The following is a 12812-nucleotide window of genomic DNA, read 5'->3' on the forward strand; positions in this document are numbered from 1 at the left end:
TTAACCTATCTAAAAGAATTTTGGATAGGTTAAAAAATGAGCAAAGACAATACTAAAAGTAAAAAAGATGTGCCGCAGCGCAGCAAAAATATGAATTTATGGATATCTTTATATCCTAAAAATAAAAAACCCCCTCCGCTTTTGGCAGAGGGGGTTTTGAAAGTCTTAATCTAATTAAAATTAGATAGTGTCACAACGTTCTTCGTAAAGGTTAACTAAATCAGTAATAAAAGTATCCGATTCAGAATCGAGAGGTTCAGTGCCTTCAAAGTCGCAACCAACTGAGCCATCAGCTCCGCAATCAACGTTAAACGAACCGGTTAAAGCAATACTTGTACCAGTAATCGCATAACCATAGTTAGTATAGTTGATATCGCAACCTTCACTGGTCAAGTCACCGTTAAAAGTAAAACCATAATCATCGCCAGTAAAATCCACATCAATGCTCATAAGCCCATCCAAACCTTCACAGTCTTGGAAATCCATATCAAAACTATAAAGCAAACCGTCAGAGTCATCATATGAGCCTGAATAAGTAACTGTACCAGGATCACCAGATTCGCAATCATAAGTTTGTTCTTCAATGTCGGTACGGGTTAAGGCAGAAGAAACACTAGCAGTAGGGTTAGCTAAAGCTATGGTTAATGCTTTGGTTTGTGCGGCTGTAGTTGCCGTTTGCGCACGAGTTGTAGGCGAATCGGATCACTACTCGAATCACTGCTATCACCACAAGCCACAGTGCCCAAAGCCAAAGCGCCAGCGCACAACAAAACTAACAATTTGTTTAATTTCATAAAAAAAGCTCCTAATTTTTTAAGGTTAATGAAAATGAAAAAATACTAATACTTTTACCTACGCCCAGCGGCTTTTAGTGTCAAGCGGCTATTGCACCTTGAATACAGTTTTTTACTTTTGAATACGGCACCATACCTACCCTAACACGCTTAAAAAATGGGCAGCCGATACAATGATTTGTTTTAACTCATTAATACGTGTTATTTTAAAAATATGGGGTTTGTGTACCAGCTGCACCACAATGGGTATTTTTAGTTTTTGCTGATAATACAACAATGAAGGATCGGGATTGTCATCGGATATCTTTGCTTCGATAAGCACAAAGGGTTTTCCATTTTGCACAAGAGCAAAATCCACTTCACGCTTTTGTTTATCGCGCAAATAACACAAGCTCCATTTTTTTTCGCCCAACATATTCCATAAGGCCACCATTTTAAACAAATGCAGGGCTACCATATTTTCAAATTTTTTTGCCTCATCATTAAGTTCGGCCCAATCGTACAAATAAATTTTGGGTTCTTTTTTAATCATCGATGCAAGCTTTGCGGTAAAAGGCAATACCTGAAATGTGTAATACACCATATGAAACAAGCTCATCCAGGCCCGTATTGTTTCAAAGGCTACGCCAACATCTTCACGCAACGAATTAATTGAAAAAGTGCTTCCAACTTTTTGAGGAACCAAATGACCTAATATTTCAAGCTGGGAAATTTCCCGAATTTGGGACAAATACCGCAATTCATCGCGCACAATAATTTGCTTACGTTCATCGCTCCAACGTAAGTAATAGGCCATCTCCCCCTTGGTTAGCGGATCGGGAAATCCACCAAAATTCCATAAGGCCTCATAATTCACTAGCGCCTGTGGATGAATAGAATCGGGGTTTTCCAGCCAAGTAGCAACACTTGAACTAGCAGGCAACTGGTTTAAAAGTTCTCCTACCGTTAATGGAAACAGTTCGTATGTTAAATAACGCCCTAACAACGAATCGCCAACTTTTTTATGTACGTTTATTTTGCCACTACCGGTTACCAAAAAACGATAGTCGTGATGGTAAGTATCAAAAGCGCCCTTTAAATAGTTTTTCCAGCGGGAGTATTTGTGAATTTCATCGAAAATCACCAAAAAATCTTTTTGAGGCTCCCTATTTTCTGAACTAAAAAAATAAGGCTGGGCCAACATTTTTTTTTGATGATTAATATCGTCCCAGTTAAAATAAATTCCCTGCCCACATTTCTTTTTTAATTCCTCCGCCAGCGTTGTTTTACCCACTTGCCGCGGCCCCGATAACAACACCATTTTATTCCACTGAGTGAGTGCTTTTAATAAGGGATTAACGAGCGTACGTTCAAACATAAAACCATTTTAGAGTGAACTCTAAAAAAGTAAATACTTTTTTAGATACAACTCTAAAAAAGTATTCTCACGACAAAGAATAATAAAAAAGCATTATTTATCAAATATTTATATTACTGAGCAGGATTAACCGCCATAAGCGCAATATCGATGTAGTCTTTGGGATTAATACCCAAAATAAGAATGGCCACTACACAAAACACCACCGCAAACATAAGCGGCAGCGGAATGGAGGTGATTACCAAACGATCGGATTTGCCTTTAAAGTACATAGCCACCATAGGACGCAAATAATAGTAAGCCGACACAATGCTCATAATCACACCAAAAATGGCTAAAGGAATTTGTCCGTGTGCTACAGCATAACTAAATACAAAATATTTGCCTACAAACCCTACCGTGGGAGGAATACCCAAAAGCGAGAGCATAAAAAGCGAAAAACAGGCTGCTAAAACGGGACGCGAATAACCCAATCCGTTTAAATCCGAAAACTGACAGGCTTCTTTTTGATGATCCACCATTACCGACAGCACTCCAAAAGCCCCCAAGCTCATTACCGAATAACCAATGAGATAAAAAAGAACAGCCGTAGAGGCTTGTGGATCAAACTGACCATCTTTAAAACCCGAATAAAGACCAAGCAACATATAACCCGCGTGGGCAATGGACGAATACGCCAGCATGCGTTTTAAATTTTCCTGCATGAGGGCACCCAAATTGCCCACGGCAATGGTTAAAATCACGCACACAAATAAAATTTTAGAAACCATCACATCGGGAATAAAATGCAAATTGGTAATAATGCGGATAAAAAACGCAATGGACGCGGCCTTAACAGCCGTAGACATAAAACCCGTTACCGGCACCGGCGCGCCCTCGTACACATCGGGCACCCAAAAATGAAACGGAGCAATGCCTAATTTAAACAACACGCCGGCCAACACAAAAACCAAACCAATGCGCGGTAAAAATTCGGTAGAAGCTCCCACACCCGATAATTGCGAAAACGTTAAAAAACCAAAAGAGCCATATAACAAAGCAATACCATAAAGTATAAAAGCCGAAGCCACCGAGCCTAATACAAAATATTTCATAGCGGCTTCGTTAGAACGCGGATCATCTTTTTTACTTCCAACCAAGACGTATACCGCGAGCGACATGATTTCGAGCCCGATGAAACTGGTAATAAGATGATCGGCCGAAAATAAAAATACCTGCCCCGCAATAGAAAATAAAATGAGTGTTACCATAGAGGCCCCTAAAGGACCTTTAGCGGTAGAGGTGGAGGATGTGTGTGTTTTAAGATAGGCATAAACTTGGCATAAGCTTAAAAGGCCTACAACCAGCACCAACACAATAAAAAAACGGGTTAAGAGATCGAGCTTTAAAGCCGTTTGCGGTAAAGCAGCAGTTTGATCCCATTGGTTAAAACAAACGGCGAGCGTTGCCACCATGGTGGCAATACCGGTTAAGTAAACCACAAGGCTGCCTTTGCGATTAAAAATAGCATCTAATAAAAGAGCCAATACTCCGCCCCCGCACAAAATCCATACGGGTAGCCCAGCCATCAGCACTGCTTTATAAGAATCAATATCAATAGGTGTCATTACTTAACCTCAGCATCCGTCACATCTCCCGCCATTTGCATAAACAACTGTTCGATGGGAGCATCCAAAGTTTTCATAAAAGTTTTAGGCATAATGCCCATCCACAAAATAAAAACAATTAAAGGAACCAACACTACAATTTCACGCAATGATAAATCGGGAATTTTAATGCCTACAGGTGTTTTAGCTTCACCGTAAAACACGCGTTCTACCATCCACAACATATAAACTGCCGATAAAATAACACCCGAAGCTGCCACAATAGTGGGCCAGCGTGCCGTTTGAAACGAACCCACCAAGGTTAAAAACTCTCCTACAAAACCGTTAGTAAGAGGCAAACCAATAGACGACATGGTCACCAGCACAAACACCACTCCATACCAGGGCATAATTTTCATTACGCCGCTGTGCTCGGCTATAGCACGCGAATGGGTACGTTCGTAAATAATACCCACTAAAAAGAAAAGTGCTCCGGTAGAAATACCGTGAGCCAGCATCTGAAAAAGCCCACCCATCATGGCCGTACGGTCCAAAGCAAACAAACCTAACATTACAACACCCAAGTGCGATACAGACGAATAAGCAATCAGCTTTTTAATATCGGTTTGCACCATGGCTACCAAAGCTCCATACACAATACCTACTACAGAAAGGAAAATGAGGTAGGGCTGAAATACTATAAAAGCCTGAGGAAAAAGCGGCATGGCAAATCGAAAAAAACCATAGGTACCCATCTTTAAAAGTACGCCAGCCAAAATAACCGAACCGGCTGTTGGCGCTTCTACGTGTGCATCAGGCAACCAGGTATGGAGCGGAAATAAAGGAACTTTTATGGCAAAAGCTAAAGCAAAAGCAGCAAACAACCAAAATTGAACAGCGGGATCAAAACCCTGTTCGTACAAATCCACCAAACTGAATGTGCCGGTTTTTGAATATATATAAAGGATGGCAATAAGCATGAGCAGCGATCCAGCCATTGTGTAAATAAAAAACTTGAGCGCTGCATAAATTTTACGTTTGCCGCCCCATACACCAATTAAAAGATACATGGGTACCAACATCACTTCCCAAAAAACATAAAACAGGAAAAAATCGAGTGCACTAAACACACCCACCATACCGGCTTCTAGCACCAATACAGCCATTACAAATTCTTTAACGCGCGTGGTTACTGCATGCGTGGCCGATAGCAATACAAGAGGGGTTAAAAAGGTAGAAAGAAGAATAAGTAATAAACTAACGCCATCAATGCCTACAAAATAATTAATTTTCCAGGTGGGAATCCACGAGAGCATTTCGGTATATTCAAAGGTACCGGTACCAACAAAATGAAAATACAAATGAAGCGAAATAAAAAATTCAATTAAGGCCAGCAAAATGCCCAAGCGATGAATAAGCGTTTTTTCCTCGCGGGGCAGCAGCATAATAATAAGCGCCGCAGCTACAGGGAAAAAAATAACAAGAGACAAAATATGGTTATTAATAAATTCCATAAAAAATTATTTGGTCACTACATACAGCATGGCAATTAAACTAATTAAAATGAGAATAGCGTAATGAGCCACAAGCCCCGATTGCACGCGTACAATCACACCCGCCATAAAGCGAGCTAAATTGCCCCAGCCATGTACAATAATACCATCTATCAACTTCACATCAGCCACCTTCCACAACAAGGCATCCGAAATATGTTTAAGGGGCTGAATGATGACGGCATTATACAATTCATCAATATAAAATTTATTACTCATTAAATTATGGAGGGGTTTAAGCTTAATTTTAATATTTTTAGTCCATTCCAGGTTACGGCTATAGAGCGCTAAAGAAATAAGAGAAAGCAAAAGGGCCCAAGCAGCCGACACACCCATAAGCATGAGTTCGGTATGATGATCACCTTCTAAAGCTGGAAGTCCAGCCGTGAGCTCGTGCAACCAATGATGAAAATGATTATGCCCACCCAATACTTCAGGAATTCCCATCAGCCCGCCTACCACCGCTAAAATTCCTAAAATAAGAACGGGAAAATTCATGCTGGCCGGCACATGATGAACCTCATGGCCACGAAACTTTCCTAAAAAGGTGTAGGCAAATAAACGGAACATGTAAAATGCCGTAAGGCCTGCAGCCATAAGTGCCAATACATAATAGGTGGTATTACCACTGGCATACACATGCCACAAAATTTCATCTTTAGAGAAAAAGCCGGCAAAGGGAGGAATACCGGCAATGGCAATAGTGGATAATAAAAACATAAAACCGGTAAGAGGAATCTTTTTTAAGAGCCCACCCATATGACGAATATCTTGTTCGTGATGACAGGCGTAAATGACAGAGCCGGAACCAAGAAACAAACAAGCTTTAAAGAAAGCGTGAGTCACAACGTGGAAAATAGCGGCCTGCGGTGCACCCACACCTAAGCCTAAAAACATGTAGCCCAATTGCGATACGGTAGAATAAGCCAATACCTTTTTAATATCGTACTGGGTGATAGCGATAAGAGCCGCACCAATGGCAGTAGCTAAACCAATGGTTGCAATAATATGTAAAGTAAACGGGGCCATGGCATACACAAAAAAGAGACGTGCTACCATATAAACGCCGGCAGTCACCATGGTGGCCGCATGGATTAAAGCAGAAACCGGCGTAGGACCAGCCATGGCATCGGGTAACCAAACATAGAGTGGAATTTGCGCCGACTTACCTGTTGCACCGGTAAATAAACAAAGAGTAATAAGCGTTGCAAAAGGAGCCAACACCTCTTTATGGGCGGCCAAAAAGTCGTAATTAAAAAAACGTAAATCACTGCTCTGTGCCTGCGATGTAAATGCAAACACAATAAAAAAGAGACCAATTAAAAATCCAAAATCACCCACGCGGTTAGCTACAAAGGCTTTTTTGCCGCACTGAGCTTTAGCCGCATCGGTAAACCAAAACCCAATAAGAAGATACGAACAAAGCCCCACACCTTCCCAGCCCACAAAAAGAACTAAAAGGTTATCGCCTAAAACCAACAAAAGCATGAAAAAGAGAAAGAGATTAAGATAGGCAAAAAAGCGCGAAAAACCTTCGTCGTCGTGCATGTATCCGCGAGAATATATATGGATAAGGCTGCCCACACCGGTGACAACAAGTGTCATCACGCTTGATAGGTGATCAAACAAAAAACCAAATGAAATATTGATAAGCGGCGTTGATAACCAAGGGAGCACTGCATCCGTAGCCAATTTTCCTTCCCCTTCGGGCAAAGCTTTTAACGTTAAAAAAGCCCACACGGTAAGCGCAAACGAAAGAATTGGAAATAAACAGCCCACAAAAGCCGAAAACATTTCGGGATTTTTAACAGCAGGATTATGAAGCCTATCACGCGACACCTTAAGCGCCACAGTGCCATTAATTAAAGCTCCTGCTAGAGGCATTAAGGGAATTAATGTTAAAAATTGTGTGTTAAATTCCATATTTTTATTTCACTTCCACTAAACTTTCTTAATCACCACCATCAAAAAGATTTTCCTAATCAGGTGCTTTTTTAATTTTTGGGGCGACTGTAGCCCACCTTAAAGCCCTCACCCTACAAGCACGTAGCCTATCTTCACAGAACTTGTGAGGGCGTTATATGATCCTGACTTTCAGGCGCACAAAAAATTAAAAAAGCACCTGGTTAGGAAACACCTTATCCCCCCATAATGCGCCATTCATCGGTACGCACCGTGTGCCGATTTCTATACATCATAATCACAATCGCCAAACCCACAGCGGCTTCTGCCGCTGCCACCGCCATCACAAAAAATACAACCACATGGGCTTCCATTTTTCCAAAATAACGGGCCAGTGCAACAAACGAAAGATTGGCGGCATTCAGCATAATTTCAATGCACATAAACACGATCAGTAAATTTTTACGCAGCACCACGCCCCAAAGACCAATGCCAAACATGGCAGCAGAAAGAATGAGATAATGAACAACGGTAATATTTTGCATTACCGACTCTCCTTTTTAGCAAGTAGCACCACGCCAATGATGGAAACAAGCAGCAATACCGAGGTGATTTCAAACGGGATTAAATAATCGGCAAATAAAATTTTACCTACTTCTTTGGGAGCTCCAAACGAAGCATCAACAGCAGGAAAAGCTCCCGTACCCAGGCTTAAAAATTTACGAACCAGTAAATAAATAAAAATACCAGCCAAGGGTAAGGTAAAAAGCTTGGGAAGTGTCACTTGATCGTCTATTAAATCTTGGTCGCGCAATTTTAAAAGCATAACAACAAAGATAAAGAGCACCATAATGGCACCTGCATAAACAAGCACTTGCATCACCGCAACAAACGGAGCCATCAGCAATACATAGAGACCAGCCAAATTAAAAAGCGCCATCACTAAACATAAAGCACTCGCTACAGGGTTCTTTTGAATAACGGTTAAGAAAACCATCAACAAAGCGAGGCCTCCAAAAATATAGAATAAAATCGTTTCACCCATAAAGTAAGATAACCCACCTCTATCTCCTCCCTTAATCTAAGGGAGGAGCACTTTCTTTCCCCTCCCCCTTAAATTAAGGGGGAGCCGGAGGGGGTTACTCTCCTGTTCATACAAACAACATTACAATACTGGTTATCACCAAATTCGCTAAAGCGAGCGGTATCATCCCCTTCCAGCCAATATTCATCAACTGATCATAGCGGAAGCGTGGAAGCGTCCAACGCACCCAAATAAAGAGCCAGCAGAAAAAGAGAACCTTGGCCATAAACACACCAAACTGAATAAAAGCCGTAAAAATCTGCGAGCCGGTATCACCCAAATTAAATGAACCGGTAAAGAAAGCTAAGAGCGCTAAACCTAAACCACCCAAGAGAAGCGGCGCGCCCACGACAATCACTTCGTAATCACGCTTATCGCCATAATGGCCTTTTTTAAATTTTTTCAGCAGGAAGGCCCCGATGATCATAAACAACACCGCATGGGCCATAATAATGATGAAGAGTCCGGTATCGGCATGGGCACGGATAAAATCGGTAGAGAGAAAAGGAACCTGCCAACCGCCAAAAAAGAGTATGGAGATAAGACAAGAAGCCACAATCATGTGTGCATATTCTGCCATAAAGAACATAGCGAATTTCATGGAGCTATATTCCACGTGATAACCCACAATTTCCGATTCACCTTCGGGTAAATCAAACGGGTTGCGGTTAGTTTCAGCAAAAGCAGCCACGGTAAAAAGAAAGAAAGCAATCGGCTGACGGACAATATTCCAGTGCAGCATGTTTTCGGTTTGATTGGTGATAATATGATGAAGCTCCAGCGAACCACCCAACATAAGAACACTTAAGAGGGATAAGCCCATTGAAATTTCGTACGAAATCATTTGAGCTGAGGAACGAGCGCCTCCTAAAAGAGCATATTTATTGTTTGCAGCCCAACCGGCTAACATAATGCCAAACACACCCATGGAGGCCATGGCCAATACATACAGAACACCCACGTTGATGTTAGCTGGCTGCAAAACAAATTCGGTACCATTGATGGTGATGGGATGCGCAAACGGGATAACAGCAAAAGTTACACAAGCAACAGCCAAGGTTAAAAACGGAGCGATTGTAAAATAAGGATTGGTGACATGACCGGGAGTAAAATCTTCTTTGGTCATGAGCTTGATAACATCCGAGAGCGAATGTAATAAACCACCCAAACGCAAGCCCTTGATGCTGGCACGGTTAGGACCATGGCGCCCCTGAATAAAAGCCGAACCTTTTCTTTCCGCCCAAATAAGAAGGGGGATAATGTTAAAAATAATGAGAAAAGGGATAAGAATTTTAAGAATAATAATAATCATTAAAATACCGAAACCGCCTCCGCCTTTTTAGCACTCATGCCCAATGCCAGTGTTATTGCATCTAACCACTCACCCACCAAACGCGATTCACCACGAGGGGCAAAAGCCTGTGAAATTTTTTGCACCACAGCATTTACGTTGGTAAGGTGGCCATCCTGTTCAGCAAAAGTAGGAATTGGACAAACCACACTTGCATGTGGCAATGCATCACCAACATTAGCTGCAAAAATAGCCAAGATAGGAATATTTTTCTTTTTCAAAATTTCAAAATCGGCTTCGCTTAATCCATTGAGCACAAGCGCTGCTTGCGCATTTTTAATCTCGGATACGGGTTTTAATTTTAGATCGTTAATGTACGCTTGATTAGGATTTTTATCGGCCGTGCGTAAAATAGTATCGGAGCTAGGATTTTTTACCTCGTTACGACTGTAATAACGCAAATCGGTTTTAAGAACATTTTTGGAAAACTCATCAAATGCTTTTAATACCTCATTGGTTTCACCCGCGTGAGAAATAGTGGCAATCTCACTGCTATTCATCGTTTTTAATTGAGAGGCTAAATAAGCGGCAGCTTCGGCAAACGAAACTTCCTGCATGGCGCCGTTTTTAATAATTTGAGCACGCAGCACGCGGTTATCGTTTACAAAATGATACCCATGGCGGCCTTCGTCACACATCCAGTACTGATTAACGTTTGGATTATAGCGCGGAATAAGACGATAAATTTTATTCCCTTCGTGATGCACTTCGATATTACAACCGCGTGAACAACCCGTGCAAACAGACGGTGTGCGTTTTAAATACCATACGCGCTTTTTAAAACGGAATTCATCACTGGTAAGCGCTCCCACCGGGCAGATATCCACCACATTTCCGGCATAAGGATTGGAAAGCTTTTTACCAGGGAAGGTGGTGATGGTCACATGGTCGCCACGGTTAGCCAAAGCCAATTCATCTTGGCCGGCAACATCACGGCAGAAACGAATACAACGCGTACAGGCAATGCAACGTTCCTGATCGAGCATCACGGAAGACCCTAAATCGATCATTTTATCTTTATGAACTTTTGTTTCTTCAAAGCGCGACGGAATACGGTCGTACTTCATGTAATAATCTTGCAGACGACATTCACCAGCCTGATCACAGGTGGGACAATCGAGAGGATGGTTGATGAGTAAAAATTCCATCACCGACGCACGCATCTTTTTTACTTTATCGGTTTGTGTATGCACCACCATGCCGGGAGCCACTTTGGTATTGCAGGCAATTTGTGGTTTTGGAGATTTTTCGATGTCCACCAAACACATGCGGCAGTTACCATCAATTTTAAGACCGGGATGGTAACAATAATGCGGCACTTCCACACCAATCTGACGTGCGGCTTCAATAAGGTTGGTGCCTTCTTCTACGTCTACACTCTGTCCATCAATTGTTAAATTTACTTTAGCCATTCTTTTGTTAAATCAAAAAATTATATTCCCACTCTCACAGCCTGAGGCCTATTTTTCAAATGCCGTCTAAAATCATCCGGAAACTTTTTAATAAAACTTATCACCGGCATGGAGAGAGAATCAGCCAACACACAAATTGTTTTACCCATCATGTTGTCGGAAAGCTCATTTAAGAGTGCAATGTCTTTTTCTTCTCCACCTTCGCGCAATATACGTACCAGCATTTTATCAATCCAGCCTGTTCCTTCACGGCACGGTGTACACTGGCCGCACGATTCATGCGCATAAAAACGAGAGAGATTACGCAACACCCACACCATATCAACATCTTCGTTCATGACGATAACTCCACCAGAACCCAGCATGGTTTGATGCGCCGTCATTGATTCGTAATCGAGTGTCACAGTTTCACAATCTTTAGCTGTTAAAATGGGCATGGAGGTTCCGCCAGGAATTACCGCTTTTAAAGCCTTGCCATCTTTCATTCCCCCGCACACTTTATTGATAAGATCTTTCATGGGATAACCCAGAGGCAATTCATACACACCGGGTTTATTCACATGACCGGAAACGGAAAATAATTTTGTGCCGGGCGATTTTTCGGTACCAAACTTTTTGTAGGCATCGGCACCATTATTAAGAATGTAAGGAAGCGCCGAAATAGTTTCGACGTTATTAATAATGGTAGGACAACCAAAAAGACCCACTACAGCCGGAAACGGTGGTTTAATACGAGGCTGACCTTTGTTACCCTCAAGCGAACTTAAAAGCGCTGTCTCTTCTCCACAAATATAAGCGCCAGCACCGCGATGCACGGTTACATCCAGTTTATAATTTTTGCCAAAAAGATTTTTGCCCAAATAACCCTTTTGATAGGCTTCCTGAACCGCTTCTTCGATGCGACGATAGGCTAAATCGAATTCACCACGAATATACACATAGGCACTTTCGGCACCAATGGCGTAGCAGCAGATGATGATGCCTTCAATAAGTTGATGCGGATCATCTTCTAAAAGATAGCGATCTTTAAAAGTGCCCGGCTCCGATTCATCGGCATTCACGCACAGATATTTGGGTTTATCCACGTTTTTGGGAATAAAACTCCACTTAAGACCAGCGGCAAAACCAGCACCACCGCGGCCGCGCAAGCCGGACTTTTTAACTTCTTCAATCACATCATCAGGCTTCATCGAAAAAAGTTTGTCGATGGATTTATACCCGCCCGTTTTTTGATACACGTCGGCCGTATACGATTTTTCGAGTCCAAAACGGGTGGTAAGAACTAAATTGTCTTTGTTATCGGTCATGCTAATTCCGCCAAAATTTTATCTAATTTTGCTGGTGTTAAATTTTCGTGATACGCCTCGTTAATCATAATAGCCGGCGCGGTACCACAACTAGCCAAACATTCCACCGTGCAGAGAGAAAACTTTCCGTCACGCGTAGTTTCGCCTTCGTTAATTTTCAATTTTGTTTTGAGATGATCCACCAGACTATCGGCCCCCATCATGGCACACGAAAGCGTTCGGCAAACCTGAATATGATGTTTACCCACAGGTTTGCGGTTAAACATCGTATAAAAAGTCACCACACTCAGCACGTGCACGGGCGATAAATCGAGCAACTTGCCAACATACTCCATAGCCTCATCCGAAATAAAACCATATTGCCCCTGCACCAACCACAAGGTGGGCAAAATAGCCGCTTTTTTGGTAGGATAACGCGTTAAGAGCGTGTCAAATTTCTTTTTATTATCTGCTGTAAATTCAATCG

The 12812-nt window shown here is 42.0% G+C and carries 12 protein-coding genes; 1 reads left to right on the top strand and 11 read right to left on the bottom strand.

Annotated elements, in window-relative coordinates:
- Positions 1-36 precede the first annotated feature (36 nt).
- Entirely contained in the window at positions 37-174 is a 138-nt protein-coding gene (locus tag K1X76_10360) for a hypothetical protein (protein MBX7149470.1), read from the top strand.
- A 6-nt stretch (positions 175-180) separates the two neighbouring features.
- Here the strand turns inward: K1X76_10360 and K1X76_10365 are convergent, their stop codons facing one another.
- From K1X76_10365 to nuoE, 11 genes are all read right to left on the bottom strand, one after another.
- Positions 181-486, bottom strand: a complete 306-nt coding sequence (locus K1X76_10365) for a hypothetical protein (GenBank protein MBX7149471.1) — start codon at positions 484-486, stop codon at positions 181-183.
- Positions 487-930: 444 nt separating this feature from the next.
- Positions 931-2151, bottom strand: coding sequence for an AAA family ATPase (locus tag K1X76_10370; protein MBX7149472.1), 1221 nt, complete (start codon positions 2149-2151; stop codon positions 931-933).
- Positions 2152-2264: 113 nt separating this feature from the next.
- Complete coding sequence (locus K1X76_10375; protein MBX7149473.1) at positions 2265-3758, bottom strand: NADH-quinone oxidoreductase subunit N; 1494 nt, start codon at positions 3756-3758, stop codon at positions 2265-2267.
- Complete coding sequence (locus K1X76_10380) at positions 3758-5251, bottom strand: NADH-quinone oxidoreductase subunit M (GenBank protein ID MBX7149474.1); 1494 nt, start codon at positions 5249-5251, stop codon at positions 3758-3760. Before K1X76_10380 ends, K1X76_10375 begins: the two co-directional genes overlap by 1 nt.
- A 6-nt stretch (positions 5252-5257) precedes the next feature.
- On the bottom strand, positions 5258-7213 hold the full coding sequence (nuoL, locus tag K1X76_10385) for an NADH-quinone oxidoreductase subunit L (protein ID MBX7149475.1): 1956 nt from the start codon (positions 7211-7213) through the stop codon (positions 5258-5260).
- Between the two features lie 215 nt (positions 7214-7428).
- On the bottom strand, positions 7429-7737 hold the full coding sequence (gene nuoK / locus K1X76_10390; protein ID MBX7149476.1) for an NADH-quinone oxidoreductase subunit NuoK: 309 nt from the start codon (positions 7735-7737) through the stop codon (positions 7429-7431).
- A complete protein-coding gene (locus K1X76_10395) occupies positions 7737-8237 on the bottom strand; it encodes an NADH-quinone oxidoreductase subunit J (protein ID MBX7149477.1) in 501 nt (166 codons plus the stop codon). The genes nuoK and K1X76_10395 overlap by 1 nt, the downstream gene beginning before the upstream one ends.
- 106 nt (positions 8238-8343) lie before the next feature.
- Complete coding sequence (locus K1X76_10400; GenBank protein MBX7149478.1) at positions 8344-9588, bottom strand: NADH-quinone oxidoreductase subunit H; 1245 nt, start codon at positions 9586-9588, stop codon at positions 8344-8346.
- Complete coding sequence (locus tag K1X76_10405) at positions 9588-11039, bottom strand: (2Fe-2S)-binding protein (GenBank protein MBX7149479.1); 1452 nt, start codon at positions 11037-11039, stop codon at positions 9588-9590. The genes K1X76_10400 and K1X76_10405 overlap by 1 nt, the downstream gene beginning before the upstream one ends.
- Before the next feature lie 20 nt (positions 11040-11059).
- Positions 11060-12346 (bottom strand): NADH-quinone oxidoreductase subunit NuoF, encoded by a 1287-nt coding sequence (gene nuoF / locus K1X76_10410; GenBank protein MBX7149480.1) that lies wholly within the window; start codon positions 12344-12346, stop codon positions 11060-11062.
- Complete coding sequence (nuoE, locus tag K1X76_10415; protein MBX7149481.1) at positions 12343-12810, bottom strand: NADH-quinone oxidoreductase subunit NuoE; 468 nt, start codon at positions 12808-12810, stop codon at positions 12343-12345. Before nuoE ends, nuoF begins: the two co-directional genes overlap by 4 nt.
- Positions 12811-12812 lie beyond the last annotated feature (2 nt).

This window comes from bacterium, assembly GCA_019695305.1.
Taxonomy (GTDB): domain Bacteria; phylum UBA10199; class UBA10199; order UBA10199; family JAIBAG01; genus JAIBAG01.

Bases quoted from the DNA above. Each gene is read 5' to 3' on its own strand.
- K1X76_10365 (MBX7149471.1), bottom strand. From the start codon at position 486: ATGGATTTCCAAGACTGTGAAGGTTTGGATGGGCTTATGAGCATTGAT.
- K1X76_10380 (MBX7149474.1), bottom strand. From the start codon at position 5,251: ATGGAATTTATTAATAACCATATTTTGTCTCTTGTTATTTTTTTCCCT.
- nuoL (MBX7149475.1), bottom strand. From the start codon at position 7,213: ATGGAATTTAACACACAATTTTTAACATTAATTCCCTTAATGCCTCTA.
- nuoK (MBX7149476.1), bottom strand. From the start codon at position 7,737: ATGCAAAATATTACCGTTGTTCATTATCTCATTCTTTCTGCTGCCATG.
- K1X76_10405 (MBX7149479.1), bottom strand. From the start codon at position 11,039: ATGGCTAAAGTAAATTTAACAATTGATGGACAGAGTGTAGACGTAGAA.
- K1X76_10400 (MBX7149478.1), bottom strand. From the start codon at position 9,588: ATGATTATTATTATTCTTAAAATTCTTATCCCTTTTCTCATTATTTTT.
- K1X76_10360 (MBX7149470.1), top strand. From the start codon at position 37: ATGAGCAAAGACAATACTAAAAGTAAAAAAGATGTGCCGCAGCGCAGC.
- K1X76_10375 (MBX7149473.1), bottom strand. From the start codon at position 3,758: ATGACACCTATTGATATTGATTCTTATAAAGCAGTGCTGATGGCTGGG.
- K1X76_10395 (MBX7149477.1), bottom strand. From the start codon at position 8,237: ATGGGTGAAACGATTTTATTCTATATTTTTGGAGGCCTCGCTTTGTTG.
- nuoF (MBX7149480.1), bottom strand. From the start codon at position 12,346: ATGACCGATAACAAAGACAATTTAGTTCTTACCACCCGTTTTGGACTC.
- K1X76_10370 (MBX7149472.1), bottom strand. From the start codon at position 2,151: ATGTTTGAACGTACGCTCGTTAATCCCTTATTAAAAGCACTCACTCAG.